This window comes from Pseudomonas sp. WS 5146 (assembly GCF_012985495.1).
Classification (GTDB): Bacteria; Pseudomonadota; Gammaproteobacteria; order Pseudomonadales; family Pseudomonadaceae; genus Aquipseudomonas; species Aquipseudomonas edaphica.
In genome coordinates this window covers 869,302-889,910 of record NZ_JAAQWL010000002.1, presented here as the reverse complement: position 1 = coordinate 889,910, position 20,609 = coordinate 869,302, and the positions used below count along the sequence as shown (strand labels likewise).

The 20,609-nt window shown below is 60.6% G+C and carries 22 protein-coding genes; 16 read left to right on the top strand and 6 right to left on the bottom strand.

Going from position 1 to position 20,609, the window contains the following annotated elements; translation table 11 throughout:
• The first annotated feature begins 245 nt into the window (after positions 1-245).
• Genes HBO41_RS08765 through HBO41_RS08730 form a run of 8 tightly spaced genes read left to right on the top strand, consistent with a single transcriptional unit; the run spans position 246 to position 6,354 of the window.
• A complete protein-coding gene (locus HBO41_RS08765; protein WP_017136358.1) occupies positions 246-1,445 on the top strand; it encodes a PepSY domain-containing protein in 1,200 nt (399 codons plus the stop codon).
• Positions 1,445-1,984, top strand: coding sequence for a thiamine pyrophosphate-binding protein (locus HBO41_RS08760; protein ID WP_099547882.1), 540 nt, complete (start codon positions 1,445-1,447; stop codon positions 1,982-1,984). Before HBO41_RS08765 ends, HBO41_RS08760 begins: the two co-directional genes overlap by 1 nt.
• Positions 1,981-2,304, top strand: coding sequence for a hypothetical protein (locus HBO41_RS08755; RefSeq protein WP_017136360.1), 324 nt, complete (start codon positions 1,981-1,983; stop codon positions 2,302-2,304). Before HBO41_RS08760 ends, HBO41_RS08755 begins: the two co-directional genes overlap by 4 nt.
• Positions 2,301-2,861 carry a DUF6162 family protein gene (locus HBO41_RS08750; protein ID WP_017136361.1) on the top strand — a complete coding sequence of 187 codons (561 nt, stop codon included), beginning with the start codon at positions 2,301-2,303 and terminating at the stop codon, positions 2,859-2,861. The genes HBO41_RS08755 and HBO41_RS08750 overlap by 4 nt, the downstream gene beginning before the upstream one ends.
• 19 nt (positions 2,862-2,880) lie before the next feature.
• Positions 2,881-3,801, top strand: a complete 921-nt coding sequence (locus tag HBO41_RS08745) for a metal ABC transporter substrate-binding protein (protein ID WP_017136362.1) — start codon at positions 2,881-2,883, stop codon at positions 3,799-3,801.
• Positions 3,798-4,541 carry a metal ABC transporter ATP-binding protein gene (locus HBO41_RS08740; protein ID WP_169985820.1) on the top strand — a complete coding sequence of 248 codons (744 nt, stop codon included), beginning with the start codon at positions 3,798-3,800 and terminating at the stop codon, positions 4,539-4,541. The genes HBO41_RS08745 and HBO41_RS08740 overlap by 4 nt, the downstream gene beginning before the upstream one ends.
• A complete protein-coding gene (locus HBO41_RS08735) occupies positions 4,541-5,440 on the top strand; it encodes a metal ABC transporter permease (RefSeq protein ID WP_169985818.1) in 900 nt (299 codons plus the stop codon). The genes HBO41_RS08740 and HBO41_RS08735 overlap by 1 nt, the downstream gene beginning before the upstream one ends.
• On the top strand, positions 5,440-6,354 hold the full coding sequence (locus HBO41_RS08730; protein WP_017136365.1) for a metal ABC transporter solute-binding protein, Zn/Mn family: 915 nt from the start codon (positions 5,440-5,442) through the stop codon (positions 6,352-6,354). The genes HBO41_RS08735 and HBO41_RS08730 overlap by 1 nt, the downstream gene beginning before the upstream one ends.
• A gap of 123 nt (positions 6,355-6,477) precedes the next feature.
• On the opposite strand, the gene HBO41_RS08725 is transcribed toward HBO41_RS08730, so the two are convergent.
• Positions 6,478-7,191 (bottom strand): UTRA domain-containing protein, encoded by a 714-nt coding sequence (locus HBO41_RS08725; protein WP_017136366.1) that lies wholly within the window; start codon positions 7,189-7,191, stop codon positions 6,478-6,480.
• Positions 7,192-7,542: 351 nt separating this feature from the next.
• On the opposite strand from HBO41_RS08725, the gene HBO41_RS08720 reads away from it, so the two are divergent.
• The 6 genes from HBO41_RS08720 (at position 7,543) to HBO41_RS08695 (ending at position 12,925) form a co-directional block, all read left to right on the top strand.
• A complete protein-coding gene (locus HBO41_RS08720) occupies positions 7,543-8,610 on the top strand; it encodes an ABC transporter substrate-binding protein (protein ID WP_017136367.1) in 1,068 nt (355 codons plus the stop codon).
• Positions 8,611-8,819: 209 nt separating this feature from the next.
• Positions 8,820-9,626 carry an alkaline phosphatase family protein gene (locus HBO41_RS08715; RefSeq protein WP_169985815.1) on the top strand — a complete coding sequence of 269 codons (807 nt, stop codon included), beginning with the start codon at positions 8,820-8,822 and terminating at the stop codon, positions 9,624-9,626.
• Positions 9,605-10,468: an ABC transporter permease subunit gene (locus tag HBO41_RS08710; protein ID WP_178110818.1), complete on the top strand. Its 864-nt coding sequence runs from the start codon at positions 9,605-9,607 to the stop codon at positions 10,466-10,468. The genes HBO41_RS08715 and HBO41_RS08710 overlap by 22 nt, the downstream gene beginning before the upstream one ends.
• Entirely contained in the window at positions 10,455-11,255 is an 801-nt protein-coding gene (locus HBO41_RS08705; RefSeq protein WP_169985813.1) for an ABC transporter permease, read from the top strand. The genes HBO41_RS08710 and HBO41_RS08705 overlap by 14 nt, the downstream gene beginning before the upstream one ends.
• Positions 11,252-12,241: an ABC transporter ATP-binding protein gene (locus HBO41_RS08700; RefSeq protein ID WP_169985811.1), complete on the top strand. Its 990-nt coding sequence runs from the start codon at positions 11,252-11,254 to the stop codon at positions 12,239-12,241. Before HBO41_RS08705 ends, HBO41_RS08700 begins: the two co-directional genes overlap by 4 nt.
• A gap of 30 nt (positions 12,242-12,271) precedes the next feature.
• Positions 12,272-12,925 carry an HAD family phosphatase gene (locus HBO41_RS08695; RefSeq protein ID WP_017136371.1) on the top strand — a complete coding sequence of 218 codons (654 nt, stop codon included), beginning with the start codon at positions 12,272-12,274 and terminating at the stop codon, positions 12,923-12,925.
• Positions 12,926-13,061: 136 nt separating this feature from the next.
• On the opposite strand, the gene HBO41_RS08690 is transcribed toward HBO41_RS08695, so the two are convergent.
• Positions 13,062-14,024: a zinc-binding dehydrogenase gene (locus tag HBO41_RS08690; RefSeq protein WP_169985809.1), complete on the bottom strand. Its 963-nt coding sequence runs from the start codon at positions 14,022-14,024 to the stop codon at positions 13,062-13,064.
• 105 nt (positions 14,025-14,129) lie between these two features.
• On the opposite strand from HBO41_RS08690, the gene HBO41_RS08685 reads away from it, so the two are divergent.
• Together HBO41_RS08685 and HBO41_RS08680 are read left to right on the top strand one after the other, a co-directional pair.
• Positions 14,130-16,244 (top strand): carboxy terminal-processing peptidase, encoded by a 2,115-nt coding sequence (locus tag HBO41_RS08685; RefSeq protein ID WP_017136373.1) that lies wholly within the window; start codon positions 14,130-14,132, stop codon positions 16,242-16,244.
• Positions 16,245-16,363: 119 nt separating this feature from the next.
• Positions 16,364-18,127, top strand: coding sequence for a bifunctional diguanylate cyclase/phosphodiesterase (locus HBO41_RS08680; protein ID WP_026013634.1), 1,764 nt, complete (start codon positions 16,364-16,366; stop codon positions 18,125-18,127).
• On the opposite strand, the gene HBO41_RS08675 is transcribed toward HBO41_RS08680, so the two are convergent.
• The 4 genes from HBO41_RS08675 to HBO41_RS08660 all read right to left on the bottom strand — a co-directional run bounded on the left by HBO41_RS08675 (position 18,124) and on the right by HBO41_RS08660 (position 20,518).
• Positions 18,124-18,495 (bottom strand): hypothetical protein, encoded by a 372-nt coding sequence (locus HBO41_RS08675; RefSeq protein ID WP_005786715.1) that lies wholly within the window; start codon positions 18,493-18,495, stop codon positions 18,124-18,126. The two genes, HBO41_RS08680 and HBO41_RS08675, sit on opposite strands and share 4 nt — an antisense overlap.
• Positions 18,492-18,830, bottom strand: a complete 339-nt coding sequence (locus HBO41_RS08670; protein ID WP_026013635.1) for a helix-turn-helix transcriptional regulator — start codon at positions 18,828-18,830, stop codon at positions 18,492-18,494. Before HBO41_RS08670 ends, HBO41_RS08675 begins: the two co-directional genes overlap by 4 nt.
• A gap of 96 nt (positions 18,831-18,926) precedes the next feature.
• Positions 18,927-19,382, bottom strand: a complete 456-nt coding sequence (locus HBO41_RS08665; RefSeq protein ID WP_017136376.1) for a YkvA family protein — start codon at positions 19,380-19,382, stop codon at positions 18,927-18,929.
• A 395-nt stretch (positions 19,383-19,777) separates the two neighbouring features.
• On the bottom strand, positions 19,778-20,518 hold the full coding sequence (locus tag HBO41_RS08660; protein WP_017136377.1) for an FKBP-type peptidyl-prolyl cis-trans isomerase: 741 nt from the start codon (positions 20,516-20,518) through the stop codon (positions 19,778-19,780).
• Positions 20,519-20,609: the final 91 nt, after the last annotated feature.

Genomic DNA, 20,609 nt, shown 5'->3' with positions numbered 1-20,609 from the left:
CGCTCGCTCAACGGTATGACCCCATCCTACGCAGCCCCCCGGCCCCATCAATGGCACCTGGGTGATGGCTTGGAACATGTTTCGTGTTCAATCCGGCAACGCTGAAACATTTTCTTTCATATCCCGCTTAGGGATTTCTCATTCTCATCCGTCTTAACTTAGATACAGCCCGTCGCGTCAGCAAAAGCTACGACTGGCCTTTTCCGGGCCTCCTTCGCCCTCCTCCGATCAAGACCCGCATTCACATGTCGAAGAAGTCACGCTCAAAACTCTGGTTTCTGGTTCATAGCTGGTTGGCGTTGCCCATCTGGTTTTTTGTACTGATCGTCTGCGTCACCGGCACCCTGGCGGTGGTCAGCCAGGAAATCGTCTGGCTGGCCAACCCGGACATCCGCGCCAGCAAGCCGTCGGACGATGCCGAACGGCTGAGTTACGACCAGGTCATCGGCGCCATCAAGCGCAACGAACCCCAGGCAATCGTGCAGTCGATCACCCGCCCGGACGAGTCGCACTTCGCGCTGAGTGTCGACCTCAGTTACCCCGACGGGCGCTCGGTGGAGGTCTACGTCAACCCGTATACCGGCGTGATCCAGGGCATCAGCCCAGCGTTCAACTTCCAGCAATTTACCCGTGCCTTGCACGGTTGGTGGCTGGTGCCGTTTACCAATGGCTACAGTTGGGGCTGGTACCTGGTGTCGGCGCTTGGCATACCGCTGCTGGCATCCCTGGTCACCGGGCTGGTGGTGTACAAGCGTTTCTGGAAAGGGTTTCTGCGCCCGACCCTGCGAATCCGCCATGGCGCGCGGATCTTCTGGGGTGACTTCCATCGTTTGAGCGGTATCTGGTCGATCTGGTTTATCGCGGTAATTTCCATCACCGGCATCTGGTTCCTGATCCGGGCAATTCTGGGCGACAACCAGATTTCCATCTCCAGTGAGCCCATCGTGCCGGTGATTGCCCGGGAGAAGGTGCCTGTGTCGGCACCGGGCGTACCGGCACCAATGATCCCGATCGATCGGGCCATCGAGATCGCCACGCAGCGCATTCCCGGGCTGGAGGCCAGTTTTGTGTTCCTGCCCAGCAACGCCTATAGCCACCTGCAGATCGGCGGGCGCGGCTGGTACCCGTTGATGTTCCAGACGGCGCAGCTCAACCCGTACGACGGTGAAATTGCCGTGTCGCACCTGCTGTCCGACCGCTCGACACTGGAGTTCGTCACCGAATCCATGCGACCGCTGCACACCGGCGACTTTGGCGGCCTGTGGGTCAAGCTGATCTGGGCATTCTTCGGCCTGATCATGAGCATGATGGTGTTGAGCGGTCTGCTGATCTGGACCAAACGCACCGCGCTGGCCACCCTCAACGCCTTCAAGCGCGAGGCCAAGACGCAACGCGCGCCAGCCCCCGCCACGGCCAGGCAGGCTGAAACCTCGGAGGCCAATTGATGAGCAAACGTGCGACCACCACACCACCTTCGCCGCTGCGGGCCTTTTGGCTCAAGTGGCGCTTCCACATCAATGTCCTGCTGTTGCTGGTGCCCCTGGGGTTCATGCCCAAGTACTTTTCCGACGCCGCACTGTTTCGCGGTGACAGCGGCATTGGCGAGCGCGTGGCCGGCGAAGTGCAGGTGGGGCCGTGGAGCCTGACCCTCGCAGAGTTTCGCAACGAAGGCCCGCGCCCGGACCCGGCCGGCCCGATGAAATTTTTCAACGCCGCCCTGTGCGACACCTGCGCCGAGCAGGTCAAGGCCACTTACCTGCGTATCGGCAAACCGCGCAGCCTGCGCGCGGCCGGGGTGATTTTCTTCGGCACGCCGTACCGCATGGGTGCGGTGTTGCCGGTGCCGGAACGCACACCCGTGGATGCCGAAGTGTGGGTGACCATGGAAGGCTGGGACGGCTCCATGCACCAGGGTTCCATTCCGCTGAGCCAGGCCTCGCCTGCCACCATTGCCTGGCTGAACAAGCAAGGAGTTAAACCATGACGTTAATGCGCCTGACTCGCGCCGTTTTATTGCTCTGCGCCGGCTTCAGTAGCGTCGCCCTGGCCCATAACCCGATGTGCGAATGCAAGGAAATCCCCGGCGAACAGATCCAGTGCACCGGCGGCTTTTCCGACGGCAGCGGCGCGCCGGGCGTGACCCTGGATGTGATCGGCTACGACGAAACCATCCTGCTGCCGGGCAAGCTCGGTCAGGACTCGACCCTGACGTTCAAAAAGCCCTCGGCCGAGTTTTACGTACTGTTTGATGCAGGCCCCGGCCATGTGGTGGAAATCGACCAAGCGGATATCCAGCCCCAATGAGCACCACACAGGTTGTACGCCCTGCCGGGGCCGGCCATGAAACCCTCTACGTGTTGCTGCTGTGCCTGATCATCCTCGCGGTGGCTGGCACGGTGGTGGCGCTGCACGGTGAAACCCAGGAGGTCGCCGCCGTGCCCAGCCACCAACTGGACGCACGCCGTGACCTGAGCGCTGCCGAGCAAGGCATCTACGCCGACCTGCGCGTGACCCTGGATGAAATCCAGCTGTTGCAGCAGGAGCAAAACGCCCTGCCGACGCCCACGCAACTGGCCGAAGAAGGCTTCGCACCGTTTGCCCAGGACGCCAGTTCGGTGAGCCGTGGCGACCATCGCTGGCAGCTGCTTGAGCCTGTGGCCTACCTGGGTTTGAGCCAAGCGCCAAGCACCAGCGGCTCGGTGCTGATGCGCGTGCAAGGTGACGAGCCGGATGTGTGGCTCAACCGCCAGGCCAACCTCGCCGCCCCTGCCGACCTCACCGACGCGGCGCTGATCGCCGCCGGCTGGCGCCAGGTGGTCACGCAATTCGATGCCGGCGTGACCCGCCAGCACCGTCACTGAACCAGAAGACCGAGTGCCCATGTCTATTTCATCGCCCCTGTTACGCCTGTTGCTGGTTGGCCTGTTCAGCCTGATGCTCGCCCCGCTCGCGAATGCCGAAGCGGCCAAGCGCCTGCGCATCGGCATCACCCTGCACCCGTATTACAGCTACGTGGCCAATATCGTCGGCGACAAGGCCGAGGTGGTGCCGCTGATTCCCGCCGGTTTCAACCCCCACGCCTACGAACCGCGCGCCGAAGACATCAAGCGCATCGGCACCCTGGACGTGATCGTGCTCAATGGCGTCGGCCATGATGATTTTGCCGACCGCATGATCGCCACCAGCGAGCGCCCGGACATCCCGGTGATCGAAGCCAACGCCAACGTACCGCTGCTGGCCGCCACCGGTAACGCCGCGCGCGGTGCGGGCAAGGTGGTCAATCCGCACACCTTCCTGTCGATCAGTGCGTCGATTGCCCAGGTCAACAACATCGCCCGCGAACTGGGCAAGCTCGACCCGGACAACGCCAAGACTTACACCCAAAACGCCCGCGCCTACGGCAAGCGCCTGCGCCAGATGCGTGCCGATGCCCTCGCCAAGCTGACCAGCGCGCCGAACCCGGACCTGCGCGTTGCGACCGTGCACGCGGCCTACGACTACCTGCTGCGCGAATTCGGCCTGGAAGTCACCGCCGTGGTCGAGCCCGCCCATGGCATCGAGCCCAGCCCCAGCCAGTTGAAAAAGACCATCGATGAACTGCGCGCACTGGATGTGAAGGTGATCTTCTCGGAGATGGATTTCCCGTCTACCTACGTCGAGACCATCCAGCGTGAATCCGGGGTCAAGCTGTACCCGCTGTCGCATATTTCCTACGGCGAATACACGCCCGAGAAATACGAAGTGGAAATGACCGGCAACCTCAACACCGTGGTACGGGCGATTCAGGAGTCGGGGGCATGACGGCAGCGCAGCAATTGAAGGTGGCCAGCATTGGCCCGACCCTTGAGTTCGACACGGTCTCCCTGACCTTGGGCCGCACAGTGATTCTCGACGCGGTGAGTTTTGAGGTCGAACCGGGCAGCATCCACGCCCTGGTCGGCCCGAACGGCGGCGGCAAAAGCTCGCTGATCAAGACCTTGCTGGGGCAGACCCCGCACCAGGGCCAATTGCGCCTGCACTGGCCGAACACGCCAGGCACGGTCGGCTATGTGCCACAGGCGCTGGAATTCGATCGGGGCCTGCCGATGACCGTCGACGATTTCATGGCCGCCATGTGCCAGCGGCGCCCGGCATTTCTGGGCCTGTCCCGGCATTACGCCGCCTCGATTGGCGAAGCGCTGGAACGGGTCGGCATGCAGGACAAACGCAAGCGCCGCATGGGCGCGTTGTCCGGCGGTGAGCGTCAGCGCGTGCTGTTGGCCCAAGGCCTGATTCCGGCGCCGCAACTGCTGGTGCTGGATGAGCCAATGTCAGCGCTTGATGAGGCCGGTATCCAGGTGTTCGAACGGCTGCTCAATGACTGGCGCCTGGCCGGGATCACCGTGCTGTGGATCGAGCATGACCTGGAAGCTGTGGGCCGCCTGGCCGATCGCGTTACCGGCCTGAACCGTCGCGTGCTGTTCGACGCCACACCGAAAGAAGCGCTGACCCCGGACCGCCTGCTGAGCCTGTTTTCCACCCATCCTCGGAGCCCGGCGTAATGAGTTATGAAGCCTTTCGTTTGATGGTCCAGGGCTGGGCTTCATCCGGGTACCTGCCGGAAGCACTGGCCTATGGGTTTGTGGTCAACGCCTTGCTCGCCGGCTTGCTGATCGGCCCGGTGCTGGGCGGCCTGGGTACACTGGTGGTGGTCAAGCGCTTTGCGTTCTTCTCTGAAGCCGTCGGGCACGCCGCGTTGACCGGCGTGGCCGTGGGCATTCTGCTCGGCGAGCCCTATACCGGGCCTTACGGCAGCCTGTTCGGCTACTGCCTGTTGTTCGGCATCCTGCTCAATTACCTGCGCAACCGCACCGGCTTGGCGCCAGACACCCTGATCGGCGTGTTCCTCTCGGTGTCGCTGGCGTTGGGCGCGAGCCTGCTGTTGATTCTGGCAGGCAAGATCAACGTGCACATTCTGGAAAACGTATTGTTCGGCTCGGTGCTGACGGTGAACGGCAATGACCTGCTGGTGTTGGCGGTCGTCGGCTCACTGGTGATGGCCCTGGCGTTGCCGCTGTACAACCGCATCATGCTGGCCAGCTTCAACCCGCAATTGGCCGCTGTGCGTGGCGTGGCAGTGAAGACCCTGGATTACCTGTTCGTGATCCTGGTGACCTTGATCACCGTGGCGGCGGTCAAGGTGATCGGCGCCATTTTGGTCGGCGCCCTGCTGGTGATTCCGGCGGCGGCAGCGCGCCTGTTGAGCCAGTCGCTCAAGGGGTTTTTCTGGGTCTCGGTGGTGATCGCCACGCTCAGCACGCTGTGCGGCATTCTGCTGCCGATCATCTTCGACCTGCCCATCCCGTCCGGTGCCGCGATCATTCTGGTGGCCGGTATCGCCTTTGCCGTTGCCGCCATCGCGCGCGGCACCGTGCCCAGCCTCAAAGGGAATCTTGGATAATGCGCTCTGTTTTTCATCCGCTGGCCCTGGCCATTGCCTGTTTATTCACTGCGCCGTTGATGGCCGCTGAAGCCGCAAAACCTGCGGTTCACGCCGCCAAACCGGTGAAAGTGCTGGCCTCGCTGCCCATCACCTACGGCCTGGCCGAGGTGCTGCTCAAAGGCACCGATGTACAGCTTGAGCGCGCAGCACCGGCCAACCTGCCCGGTTCGCGGCAGGTGTCCTACTTCACCGGCCGGGGTGCGCCGGCCTTGGGCAGTTTGGCCCAGGACGCCGACGCGGCTATCGGCCTGCGCTCGCTGTGGGCGGATGACCCGCTCTACCCCGTGGCGCGGCGCAGCAATATCCGTATCGTCGAAGTGGACGCCGCGCGCCCGGTGGACGGCGGCTTGCCGGGTATTGCTGTGCAACCAGGCGGTGCCGATGGCCTGAACAGCCAGCCGTGGCAGTCGAGCAACAATATGGGGCGCATGGCCGATGTGATGGCGGCCGACCTGAGCCGCCTGGCGCCCGCAGCCAAACCCAGGATCGACGCCAACCTCGCGGCGCTCAAACAGCGCCTGCTCAAGCTCAGCGCCGACAGCGAAGCAAGACTGGCCAAGGCGGACAACCTGAGTGTGGTCAGCTTGAGTGATCACTTTGCTTATCTGGTCAGCAGCTTGAACCTGGAAGTGCTCAGCACCGATGCCCGGCCGGATGCGCAGTGGACGCCTGAGGCCTTGCACACCCTCAGTGCCGACTTGAAAAGCAACGACGTGGCCGTGGTGCTGCATCACCGCCAACCGAGTGAGGCCGTTAAAACGGCGGTGACGGCAGGCGGTGCGCAATTGCTGGTATTAAATGTCGACGGAGCTGACCCGGTGGCGGAGCTGGAAGGCAATGTGGATCAGGTGATCAAGGCACTGACGCCCTGAATGTGGGAGCTGGCTTGCCTGCGATGCGGGCAACTCGGTATCACTGTCAGATCGCGGTGATGCTATCGCAGGCAAGCCAGCTCCCACATTCAGTGTGTGGTGCATCCGTTGAATGTCCGGCGGTCAAACCACATCCACACCCACGTGAATCGCATCATGGCGCCAGAATTCCAGGTCGCAGTCGATCAAACGCTCATGCTGGTCATAGTTGACCCGGGCGATCCGCAAGCCGGGGCTGCCCACCGACACACGTAATGCGCCAGCAGCCTCCACCGGCAGTGAAGTCGGCACAATCTCGAAACGCACACGGCCGTAATGCAGGTCGTACTTGCGTGCATACAACTCGGTCATCGACTGGTTAAGGTCGCACGCCAGAATCCCCGGAAAATATTGCGGGTTCAGGTAATGCTCCACATACAGCACCAACCGCCCATCGATCCGCCGGCCCCGGCAGATCTGGATCACACTCGACAACGCCGGCAACTGCAACCATGCACACACCGCTGCCGATGCCGGCTGCAGCCGCGCCGAAATCACTTCGGTCGAGGCTACGCGCCCTTGCTCACTGACCATCGCGTGAAAATGGCTGCGTTGCATCAGGTTATAAGCCAGGCGCGGCGGCGAGACGAACCAGCCACGCCGCTCCTCGCGATAGATCTGGCCCTGGGCCTCCAGTTGTAACAAGGCTTCCCGCACCGTAATACGCGTGGTACCAAACAACTCGCTGAGCTTGCGCTCGGCGGGCAGTTTGCTCGCGGGTGGCAACAGCCCGTGGCCGATCTGCTCTTGCAGTGCCAGGCCGATGGATGTCACCGCCTTGATTGCCTCATCACGCATCAACGTTACCTATCTGGACTAGACCAGCACCGTTCAGGTGCACAAACCGCGCTGTATTCGGGCGTCTGCCGTTACCTGCCAGCCTAGGCATTACAGATGACCGACAGATGACAGCCCGTGCCGCCGCCCCACTCCACACCCTGCAATACATCGGCCAAGTCCAGGGCCTGCGGGCGCTTGGGCATGGTCTACGCTGAGTCTGAAGTCAGCGACATAAACGATTTAAAAACGACATCGACATGAAACTGTCATCCACCGAGCCTAAATTGGCTCAGGTATTGCTGACCTAGACCAACACCACCGCAAACGTCGATAAAAACGCAGCGTTGAAAACGCCCAAAGGAGCTTCGGATGAAACAGCTTTTCCTGGCATCACTGTTAGGCTCGACCATTGCCATGTGCACCGCCGCCATGGCTGCTGATACCGATCTAAAAACTCTGGAAGCCGCCGCGAAAGCGGAAGGCGCCGTCAACAGCGTCGGCATGCCCGATGACTGGGCCAACTGGAAAGGCACCTGGGACGACCTGGCCAAGACCTATGGCCTCAAGCACATCGACACCGACATGAGCTCGGCCCAGGAAATCGCCAAGTTCGCCGCCGAAAAAGACAACGCCAGCGCTGATATCGGTGACGTCGGCGCTGCCTTCGGCCCGATTGCGGTGAAACAGGGCGTGGCACAGCCGTACAAACCGACCACTTGGGCACAAGTGCCGGATTGGGCCAAAGATAAAGACGGCAACTGGGCCCTGGCCTACACCGGCACCATCGCCTTTATCGTCAACAAAAAACTGCTGCACGGCTCTGAAGCGCCAAAAAGCTGGGCTGATCTTAAAACCGGCAAATACAAAGTCTCTATTGGTGATGTGAGCACCGCCGCCCAAGCCGCCAATGGCGTGCTGGCTGCCGCCCTGGCCAACGGTGGCGACGAGAAGAACATCCAGCCTGCACTGCTGATGTTCGCCGAGATCGCCAAGCAAGGCCGCCTGTCACTGGCCAACCCGACCATCGCCACCATGGAAAAAGGCGAAGTCGAAGTGGGCGTGGTCTGGGACTTCAACGGCCTGAGCTACAAAGCCAAAATGGCCAACCCGGATGACTACGTGGTGCTGATCCCGTCGGACGGCTCGGTGATTTCCGGCTACACCACCATCATCAACAAATACGCCAAGCACCCGAACGCCGCCAAGCTGACCCGTGAGTACATTTTCAGCGACGCCGGCCAGACCAACCTGGCACGTGGCAACGCACGTCCAATCCGCGCCGAGCACCTGACCCTGCCAGCCGATGTACAGGCCAAACTGCTGCCGAACGAGCAGTACAAGAAAGTCACGCCGATCAAAGATGCCGACGCTTGGGAGAAAACCTCCAAGGCACTGCCGCAGAAGTGGCAGGAAGAAGTCATCATCAATATGCAGTAAGGCTCCCGGGTCTTATTTAGACCCAGAGCTGTGGAAGCGGTCAGTGTGGGAGCTGGCTTGCCTGCGATGCAGACGACTCGGTTTGTGATGTGAACCGAGGTGATGCTATCGCAGGCAAGCCAGCTCCCACACAATCCCGCTCCCACAGTTTTGACCCCGTTCCCCAAGTGAAATTGAGTCAAGCCTATCGTCGCGGAGCGTCTCCCCCTATGAAGCACAACGTCATCCTTGTGGTGCTCGACGGCCTGAACTACGAGGTTGCCCGACATGCCATGGGGCATCTCCAGGCCTATATCGGCGCAGGACGCGCAGCGCTTTACAAACTGGAATGTGAACTGCCGGCCCTGTCCCGGCCGTTGTATGAATGCATCCTCACCGGCGTGCCCCCGATCGACAGCGGCATTGTCCACAACCATGTCTCGCGCCTGTCCAACCAGCGCAGCATTTTCCATTACGCCACCGATGCGGGTCTCACCACCGCGGCGGCGGCTTACCACTGGGTCAGCGAGTTGTATAACCGCACGCCCTTTGATGCCGTGCGTGATCGTCATACCGACGACCAGGCGCTGGCGATCCAGCACGGGCATTTCTACTGGAATGACCACTACCCGGATTCCCATCTGTTCGCCGACGCCGAAAGCCTGCGCCGCAAACACGCGCCGAATTTCCTGGTGGTACACCCGATGAACATTGATGACGCCGGCCACAAGCATGGGCTGGACACCGCGCAATACCGCAACAGCGCGCGCTCGGCCGACATCATCCTCGCCGACTACCTGCAAGGCTGGCTCAACGCCGGCTACCAGGTGCTGGTGACTGCCGACCACGGCATGAACAACGACCGCTCCCATAACGGTGTGCTGCCGGAAGAACGCGAAGTGCCGTTGTTCGTAATGGGCTCGGCCTTCACCTTCGACCCAGGCGCCATCCCGAAGCAAACCGACCTGTGCGGCACCGTCTGCGAACTGCTCGGTGTGCCCCACGACAAACCTGTATGCCGGGAGCTGCTGAAGTGAACGCCATAACCCGTGGCAAATGGCTGGCGATCCTGTGCCTGGTGCCGTTTGCGCTGTTCTTTATCGTGTTTGAAATCGCCCCGCTGCTGTGGGTAATGATCAACAGCCTGCAGTCGGAGGAGTTCGGCTGGGGCCTGGCCAACTTCACCAAAATCTTCAGTTCGAAGTTCTACCTGCAAGCCATCCAGTACAGCCTGGAGATCAGTTTCTACTCCAGCGTGTTCGGGATCATCATCTCGGTGCTCGGCAGCTACTCATTGCGCCGCGTGGATGGCCCACTGCGTAACTTCGTGACGGCTTTCGCCAACATGACCAGCAACTTTGCCGGCGTGCCCCTGGCCTTCGCGTTCATCATTTTGCTGGGCTTTAACGGCAGCATCACCATCATGCTCAAGCAGGCGGGGATCATTCAGGACTTCAACCTGTACTCCAAGACTGGCCTGATCATTCTGTACACCTACTTCCAGATTCCGCTGGGTGTGCTGCTGCTCTACCCGGCCTTCGACGCCTTGCGCGAAGACTGGCGCGAATCGGCCTCGCTGCTCGGCGCCAGCAGCTGGCAGTTCTGGCGGCACATCGGCCTGCCGGTGCTCACCCCGGCGCTGCTTGGCACTTTCGTGATCCTGCTGGCCAACGCCCTCGGCGCCTATGCCACGGTGTATGCATTGACCACCGGCAACTTCAACGTGCTGCCCATTCGTATCGCGGCAATGGTTTCCGGCGACATCTCGCTGGACCCGAACATGGCCAGCGCCCTGGCCGTGGTGCTGGTGGCGCTGATGACGGTGGTCACCGTCGTCCATCAACTGCTGCTCAAGAGGAGCTATCATGTCTCGCGCTGAAGCTGGCTCGGCCTCCCTCTACCATCGGGCAGTGGTGTACCTGTTGTTTGCGATCCTGGTATTGCCGCTGGTGGGCACCTTTGTCTACTCCATTGCCAGCAGTTGGTCGGCCACCATCCTGCCCGCCGGTTTTACCCTGAAGTGGTACGTGCAGCTGTGGAGTGACCCGCGCTTTCTGGCCGCCTTCGGTCAGTCATTGCTGGTGTGCGTGGGTGCGCTGATCCTGTCGGTGGTGCTGATTCTGCCGCTGCTGTTCGTGGTGCATTACCACTTTCCCAAGCTCGACGCGCTGATGAACATCCTGATCCTGCTGCCCTTCGCGGTGCCGCCGGTGGTGTCATCGGTGGGCTTGTTGCAACTCTACGGCTCCGGGCCATTTGCGATGGTGGGCACGCCGTGGATCCTGATCGGCTGCTACTTCACCGTGGCCTTGCCGTTCATGTACCGCGCGATCACCAACAACCTGCAAGCGATCAACCTTCGCGACCTGATGGACGCCTCGCAGCTGTTGGGCGCCAGCACCTGGCAGGCCGCAATTTTTGTCGTGCTGCCAAACCTGCGCAAAGGCCTGATGGTGGCGCTGTTGCTGTCGTTCTCGTTCCTGTTCGGTGAGTTCGTGTTCGCCAACATCCTCGTGGGCACTCGCTACGAGACCCTGCAGGTGTACCTGAACAACATGCGCAACACGAGCGGCCACTTCACCAGTGCCATCGTCATTTCCTATTTCTTCTTTGTGCTGGTGCTGACCTGGGCCGCCAATATCTTGAACAAGGACAAAAGCCAATGAGCTTCGTCAGCGTCCAACACCTGCAAAAAGGCTACGCCGGCACGCCGGTATTCAGTGACATCAACTGCGAAATCACCAAGGGTGAATTCGTCACCCTGCTCGGCCCGTCCGGTTGCGGCAAGTCGACCCTGCTGCGCTGCATCGCCGGGCTGACCTCGGTGGACAGCGGCAAGATCCTGCTGGATGGCCAGGACATCGTGCCCTTGAGCCCGCAGAAACGGCACATCGGCATGGTGTTCCAGAGCTACGCCCTGTTCCCCAACATGACCGTGGAACAGAACGTCGCCTTCGGCCTGCGCATGCAAAAGGTCAACGCCGACGACAGCCACAAGCGCGTGCAGGAAGTGCTGCAACTGGTGGAGCTCAAAGAACTCGCCGGCCGCTACCCGCACCAGATGTCCGGCGGCCAGTGCCAGCGTGTGGCCCTCGCCCGCTCGCTGGTGACGCGTCCGCGCCTGCTGTTGCTGGATGAGCCGCTGTCGGCGCTGGATGCACGGATTCGCAAGCACCTGCGCGAGCAGATCCGCCAGATCCAGCGCGAACTGGGCCTGACCACGATTTTCGTGACCCATGACCAGGAAGAAGCGCTGACCATGTCAGACCGCATTTTCCTCATGAACCAGGGCAAAATCGTACAAAGCGGTGATGCCGAGACCCTTTACACTGCGCCCGTGGATGTATTTGCCGCCGGCTTTATCGGCAACTACAACCTGCTTGACGCCGACAAGGCCAGCCAGTTGCTGCAACGGCCTATCAGCGGGCGCATCGCGATTCGCCCGGAAGCCATCGAACTGAGTCGCAGCGGCGAACTCGACGCGCTGGTACGCAGCCACAGTTTGTTGGGCAACGTGATCCGCTATCGCATCGAAGCGCGTGGCGTGGAATTGGTGGTGGACGTGCTCAACCGCTCGGCCGACGATCTGCACCCGGATGGTCAGCGCCTGGCACTTTCCATCGACCCCAGTGCGTTGTGTGAAGTAGCCTGACGCAACGATTGATTTGAGAGAGCGTGACAGATGGCATTGGTAATTTTTGATCTGGACGACACCCTGATCCACGGCGACTGCGCCACCTTGTGGAGCGAACAGATGGGCCGCCTGGGCTGGGTTGACCCAGAGTCGTTCATGCGCCAGAACGACGAACTCATGGCCGCCTACAGCCGCGGCGAGCTGGCCATGGAAGACTTCATGGACTTCAGCCTGGAGCCGATGATCGGGCGCACGCCGGAAGAGATCGCGCATCTGGTCGAACCGTGGGTAGAAGGCATCATCGAGCCGCTGATCTACAGCGACGCCACCAAGACCATCGCCCGCCACCGCGCGAAGGGTGACCGGATCCTGGTGATCTCTGCCTCGGGCACGCACCTGGTCACGCCGATTGCGGCACGTATCGGGATTGATGAAGTGCTGGGCATTGACCTGGACCTCAGCCATGGTGTGTACAGCGGCAAGACCGTGGGTGTGCTGACTTACCGTGAAGGCAAGATCACGCGGTTGCTGGAATGGTTGAAGCAGGAAGGTGAAAGCCTGGAGGGCGCGTATTTCTACTCGGATTCGCGCAATGATTTGCCGCTGTTGCTGAAGGTGGATCATCCACAGGTGGTGAACCCGGATCCGGTGTTGCGCGAGCACGCTGAAAAGGCTGGCTGGCCGATTCATCATTGGGTCTGACAGTTTGAATTGAAACCCAATCAACGGTGGGAGCTGGCTTGCCTGCGATAGCGGTGTATCAGATGAAACATTCTTCATTGATGCACCGCTATCGCAGGCAAGCCAGCTCCCACAGTGGCTGTATTTCAACTTGAGATCAGATCAGGGTCTCGTCTATCACCAACACCAACTTGCCGGAAATCCGGTTGGTCGCCAGCTCAGCAAATGCTGCCTCGGCATCCTTGATCGCAAACGTCCTGGCCAGTTGCGGGCTCAGGCGACCTTCAACAAACAGCGGCCACACATGCTGGCTCAAGTCGCTGAACAGGTCGGCCTTGAACTGATCGCTGCGGCTGCGCAGGGTCGAGCCCAGCAGCTGGATGCGCTTGCCCAGCACCTGCGCCAGGTCCAGTTGCGCATCACGGCCGCCCATCAAGCCGATCAATACCCAACGCCCATCGAGGGCCAGCAGCTTCAGATCCATCGCCGCATAATTGCCGCCGACCGGGTCGAGGATCACGTCGAACGGCCCGAAATCGCGCAGCCCTTCAATGCCGTCGGTACGCACCACGCCGCCCTGGGCGCCGAGTGCTTCGCAGTAAGCCAGGCGTTCTGCCGAGCCGACGCTGACCCAGCACGGGCTGCCAAACGCCTTGCACAACTGGATCGCTGCCGAGCCCACGCCGCTGGCGCCGGCATGCAGCAAGACTTTTTCGCCGGGCTTGAGGCCCGCCAACTGGAACAGATTCAGCCACGCAGTGCCGTACACCTCGGGCAACGCCGCCGCTTCGGTCAACGTCAAACCTTCAGGCACCGACAGCACATGGCGGGCATCCACCACCACTTCCTCGGCCATGCCGCCCCCGGCCAGCAGCGCACAGACGCGGTCGCCGACTTGCCAGGAAGAACCCGCGCCTACCTCGCTGATCACCCCGGAACACTCCAGGCCCAGCACTTGGCTGGCGCCAGGAGGTGGCGGATAGAGCCCCGCACGTTGTAATAAATCGGCGCGATTAAGGCCCGCTGCCGCCACCCGAATGCGAACTTGGCCTACATCGCAAGTAGGACTGGGTTCTTCCATCCACTCCACATGACCTTCAACGCCTTGCAATGCTTTCACAGTGCCTCCATAGTGAGTCTGGACTGAGCCCGTAGCTGTAGCGCCGGGCTTTTTGCATTATGCGACCGGATCATATGGAACCGGCTCCCTCAAAGACGGCCTAATATGCGTTATCAATTGCCCCCGCGTCGAATCAGCATGAAGCATTTGTTCCCCAGTACCGCCCTCGCTTTTTTCATTGGTCTCGGCTTTGCGTCGATGTCGACCAATACGTTCGCAGCCAATAGCTGGGACAATCTTCAGCCTGATCGCGATGAGGTGATTGCCAGCCTTAACGTCGTCGAGTTGCTCAAGCGCCATCACTACAGCAAGCCGCCGCTGGACGACGCGCGCTCGGTGATCATCTACGACAGCTACCTCAAGCTGCTGGACCCGTCGCGCAGCTACTTCATGGCCAGCGATATCGCTGAGTTCGACAAGTGGAAGACCCAGTTCGACGACTTCCTCAAGAGCGGCGACCTGCAGCCTGCGTTCACCATCTACAAGCGCTACCTGGATCGCGTCAAAGCGCGTCTGGACTTCGCCTTGGGTGAGCTGAACAAAGGCGTCGACAAGCTCGACTTCACCCAGAAGGAAACCCTTCTGGTGGATCGCAAGGACGCGCCCTGGCTGACCAGTACCGCCGCCCTCGACGACCTGTGGCGCAAACGCGTCAAGGACGAAGTGCTGCGCCTGAAGATCGCCGGCAAAGAGCCCAAGGCCATTCAAGAGCTGTTGACCAAGCGCTACAAGAATCAGTTGGCACGTCTGGATCAGACCCGCGCCGAAGATATCTTCCAGGCCTACATCAACACCTTCGCGATGTCCTACGACCCGCACACCAATTATCTGTCGCCTGATAACGCCGAGAACTTTGATATCAACATGAGTCTGTCGCTGGAAGGCATCGGTGCCGTCCTGCAAAGCGACAATGACCAGGTCAAGATCGTGCGTCTGGTGCCGGCAGGTCCGGCCGACAAGACCAAGCAGGTCGCACCGGCCGACAAGATCATCGGCGTCGCCCAGGGTGACAAAGAGATGGTCGACGTGGTCGGCTGGCGCCTGGACGAAGTGGTCAAGCTGATCCGTGGGCCGAAAGGCAGCGTGGTGCGCCTGGAAGTGATTCCGCACACCAATGCGCCGAACGACCAGACCAGCAAGATCGTGTCCATCACTCGTGAAGCGGTGAAACTCGAAGACCAGGCCGTTCAGAAACAAGTCCTCAACCTCAAGCAGGATGGCAAGGACTACAAACTGGGCGTGGTGGTGATTCCTGCGTTCTACCTGGACTTCAAAGCGTTCCGTGCCGGTGACCCGGACTATAAGTCCACCACCCGTGACGTTAAGAAAATCCTGACAGAACTGCAGAAAGAGAAAGTCGACGGCGTGGTCATTGACCTGCGCAACAACGGCGGCGGTTCCCTGCAGGAAGCCACCGAGCTGACCAGCCTGTTTATCGACAAAGGCCCAACCGTGTTGGTCCGCAACGCGGACGGCCGTGTCGACGTGCTCGAAGACGAGAACCCGGGCGCGTTCTACAAAGGCCCGATGGCGCTGCTGGTCAACCGCCTCTCGGCCTCGGCTTCGGAGATTTTCGCCGGCGCCATGCAGGACTACCACCGCGCGTTGATCGTTGGCGGCCAGACCTTCGGTAAAGGCACCGTGCAGACCATTCAGCCGCTGAACCATGGCGAACTGAAGCTGACCATTGCCAAGTTCTACCGGGTTTCCGGGCAGAGCACCCAGCACCAGGGCGTATTGCCGGATGTGGACTTCCCGTCGATCATCGACACCAAGGAAATCGGCGAGAGCGCGCTGCCTGAGGCAATGCCATGGGACACCATCCGCCCTGCGATCAAGCCGGCTTCGGACCCGTTCAAGCCGTACCTGACGCAGTTGAAGGCTGACCACGAGACGCGCTCCGCCAAGGATGCCGAGTTCGTGTTTATCCGCGACAAACTGGCCCTGGCCAAGAAGCTGATGGAAGAAAAAACCGTCAGCCTCAACGAAGTCGATCGTCGTGCGCAGCACACCAGCATCGAAAATCAGCAGCTTGTACTGGAAAACGCTCGCCGCAAGGCCAAAGGCGAAGATCCGCTCAAAGAGCTGAAGAAAGAAGATGAAGATGCGCTGCCGGCCGAGCCGGAAAAAACCAAGCCGGAAGACGACGCCTATCTGTCCGAGACAGGCCGGGTTCTGCTGGACTACCTGAAAATCAGCAAGCAGGTGGCCAAGCAGTAAATGATGGCAAATTAATGTGAGCGCTCCACTGAGTGTCATCATATAGACATCATTCTGTCGTGAAATAAAGGGACCGCAGGCGTTAAGCCTGCGGTCCTTTTTTTTCGATCGAGATTGCCATGACCATGACCGAACAGCTGAATGCATTGGGCTCAATCCTGGCTCAAGGCAGTTTACACAGCCTGTTCCAACCGATCATTTGCCTGTCCGAGCGACGAATCCTCGGCTACGAAGCGCTCAGCCGTGGCCCATCCAATAGCCCCTTGCACTCCCCCGTCGCCCTGTTCAGCGTGGCCAGCCATGCCGGGCGCCTCAGCGAACTGGAAATGGCCTGCCGCGAAAGTGCCTGCCGACGCTTCAGCGAGCAAAAGTTGCCGGGCAAGCTGTTCCTGAACATCTCGCCGGAGTCCTTGATGGAGACGGCGCATCAACCGGGCCGCACCTTGCAGTTGTTGCGCGACTTCGGCATCCCGCCGAGCCAGGTGGTGATCGAACTCACCGAGCAAACGCCCACCGACGACTTCGACCTGCTGCAAACCGCGCTGCATCATTACCGCGACATGGGTTTTGCCATCGCTCTGGATGACTTGGGCGCCGGGTATTCCAGCCTGCGTTTATGGTCTGAGCTACGCCCGGACTACGTGAAAATCGACCGGCACTTTATCGACGGTATCCATCAGGATGCGCTCAAGCGCGAGTTCGTCGGCTCCATCCTGCAAATCGCCAAGGCATCCCGCGCCCAGGTGATTGCCGAAGGTATCGAGCTGCCGGAGGAGTTGGCGGTGTTGACGGAAATGGGCGTTGACCTGGTCCAGGGCTACCTGCTTTGCCGCCCCCAGGAACAACCGCCCCAGGAAGCGCGGTTGATGTTGCCCAAGCAGGACCACACCAACATCACCCTCAACGAAGAAGGCAGCGACCTCAGCGCCTTGCTCAACGAGCAACCGGCGGTGGATCAGGACACCGCCACCGCCCAGGTGCTCGAATCCTTCCGCCGTCAGGCCAACCTCAACTCGCTGGCCGTGCTGGATGGGCGCGGTCACCCGGTCGGCATCGTGCACCGGCATTCGTTGTCGGATGCGCTGCTCAAACCGTTCGCCACCGACCTGTTCGCGCGCAAACCCATCAGCCGCTTGATGAGCGATGACTTCCTGGCGGTGGAGTTGAGCCAGTCCCTGCAACAGGTCAGCCGCCTGCTCACCAGCCGCGCGCGGCAACGGATCGAGGAAGACTTCATCATCACCCTCAACGGTGACTACCTGGGCCTGGGTAGGGTGATCGATGTGCTCAAGTTGATCACTGAGCTGAAGATCCAGCAGGCACGCTATGCCAACCCACTGACGCTGCTGCCGGGCAATGTGCCGATCCAGCAATGCCTGACGCGGTTGCTGCAGCAACAGCGCGAGTCGGTGATCTGCTACGTGGATATCGACAGCTTCAAGCCGTTCAACGATATCTACGGCTACGGGCGTGGGGATGAGGTGTTGTTGTGCCTGGCGCAGTGCCTGAACGATCGGGTTGACCCTAGCCGCGATTTTGTCGGGCATATCGGCGGTGATGATTTTTTGCTGGTGCTCGGCCCGCAGGATTGGCGCAAGCGGCTCAACCAGTTACTGGATGACTTCCACACCCAATGCCGACGCTTCTATCGTGCCGAGCACTTGGACGCCGGTTGCTTCGTGGCATTGAACCGTCAGGGCGTGCGCCAGGAATTCGCTTTGCTGTCGTTGTCGATCGGCGTGGTGCATTTATATCCACAGGCCTGTGCACAACTGGATGCCAGCCAGTTAGCGGAGCTGGCCTCGCAAGCCAAGCACCACGCCAAAGACATCGCCGGCTACAGCATCCATGTGATCGACAGCATGGACAACCTGCCCGCTTAGGCCTCGGCGGACTCCGGGTACTCGTACTCGAACACCCGCACCACTTCCGAAGCATGCCAGGACGCAGCAGCCACACCATCGGACGGCCCGCTGAAACGCCCCAGGCGCTCCACACACTCAAAGAAACCGGTACGCGGCAAGCGGCTGGCGCCCTGGCTGATCACCAGGGAGCTGCGCAACGGCTGCTCGGCCTTGGCGTCCAACGCGGCCAGGTGCTCAAGGGCAGCGGCCAGGGTTTGCATGGCCGGCGTGGGAAATTGCAGGCGCTCCAGCAGCGCGCGGTAGGTGAGCAAATGGCGCTGGCGGCGCGCCTGGTCCAGTTCGTTGAGTAACCCATCCCAGTGTTGACGACTGATTCGTAGACTCAAGATTCATCCCTCCAACCTGCAACGCCCAATTCCCAGGCCAGGCTGCGGCGGATGGCGGCATCCGGCTGGCGTTCACCACTTTCAATCAATCCGAGGTACGAAGGGCTGATGCCCACGGTGCGGGCCAGGCTTTCAATGGCCAAGCCCTTGGCCTCACGCAGGCCGCGCAGGTCCGCGAGCGGGCGTAAAGCCTGATCGGGCGCGACCTGAGCGGTAGAAGAAGGAGTGGCGACAGGCTGTTGCTGACCGGCTGCTTTTAGTAGCGCCTGGTACTGGTCCCATGGCAGCACCGCATACTCGGGTGCGCCATCGCGTGAAATTATCTGAATATCCATGACTGCCCCGTAGGATAACAACACTTACTAAGTAAGTTCTTTCCTTAGAAGTGTAATCCTAACAGCCACAAAGGTCGCAGGGGGATATAAGCGTGTTCAGTTTTTTTGCGGGTTTTCCTGGGCCAGCAGCGCAGGCGTCGCAGGCAGCCGCTCAACCACCGCGAGTTTTTCCGGGCGCTGGGCGTCGCGCCAGGCGCGAAACGCGCTCAGTTCGCCGTCCAGGGTCTTCATGACCCATGCCAGCACGGCAATGTCATCGAGCATGCCGAACACCGGGATAAAGTCCGGGATCGCGTCAATCGGGCTGAGGAAGTACATCAGCCCCGCCACTACCGAGATCAGCGCCTTGGGGCTTATGGCGCGATACTCACCGCGCCAGTAAGCCAGGCACAAGGCCTGGAGCAATTTGAGATCATCCTTGAGTTTACCCAGCCGATTGCCCTGGCTTGAGCCTTTGGCGGCCACGGCGAACAGCAGGGTCGGCAACCGGCCACGACCCAGCAAGCGTGCGGCCATGGGCAGGAAACGGGTGAAATTGAAGGGTGGTTTCATCGGTCACTCCAGTTCCAGGCGACATAAAAGGTTATCCACACAAATTGTGGATAACCTTGTGAACAGAGCCTGTTTTATCGGCTGAAAGCCGCGATTTACAAGGCTTGCAGTCAGATCGGGCGTTTTTTGCGCACATAAAAAAAACCCAAGAATTCATTGACTTGGCATTGATGTGCGGCTACCCGTGCTCGAGTCTTATATCAGACTGTGACAGTTTCCAGGGGTTCGGTCGGATTTGCGATCCTTACCACGCTCTGGGTGGGAATGCCGCCCCAAGGCACATGTGACGCAGAGCGTCACCGGATGTGTTCCCACGCAGAGCGTGGGAACAATCATGCAAACGCCAGAAACAACAACGCCCCGTAAAAACGGGGCGTTGTGTGTTCAGGTGCCGATTACTTCTTGGCAGCTGGCGCCGCAGGTGCGTCAGGGGCTTCAGCCTTGGCTGGGTCCTTGATGGCCAGCAGTTCCAGGTCGAATACCAGCACGGAGTTGGCTGGAATCGCCGGGCTCGGGCTCTGTGCGCCGTAGGCCAGGTCGGACGGGATGTACAACTCGACCTTCTCGCCCACGTGCATCAGTTGCAGGCCTTCGACCCAACCCGGGATCACGCCGCTGACCGGCAGGTCAATCGGGCTGCCGCGATCTACGGAGCTGTCAAAGGTGGTGCCGTTGGTGAGCTTGCCGGTGTAGTGAACAGTCACTACGTCGGTCGGCTTAGGCTGAGCGCCGTCGGCCTTCTTCACGATCTTGTATTGCAGACCGGAAGCGGTAGTGACTACGCCGTCTTTCTTGGCGTTGTCTTCGAGGAATTTCTTGCCGGCGGCTGCCGACTCTTCGCTCATTTTGGTCATGCGTTCTTCAGCACGCTTTTGCAGTGCGGCAAACGCTTCAACCAGTTCGTCGTCCTTCAGCTTCTGTTCTTTCTTGCCGACGGCATCTTCGATGCCTTGGGCTACCGCTTTGGAGTCCAGGTCATCCATGCCTTCTTGAGCAAGGCTTTTGCCCATGTTCAGGCCGATGCCGTAGGAAGCTTTCTGCGCCGGGGTTTTCAGCTCTACGCTGGTCTGCGAATCACAACCCGCAAGTACCAGGCTAACCAGGGCCACCGCCGCCGCCAACCGATGCTGTTTCATGCTATTTCCTTGTTCGTGCGCCAAAAGGGCATTCGAGTAAAGTCGCGAGCTTATCAGGCGGCCACGACCAATGGCTACCGGCATGTGAGCA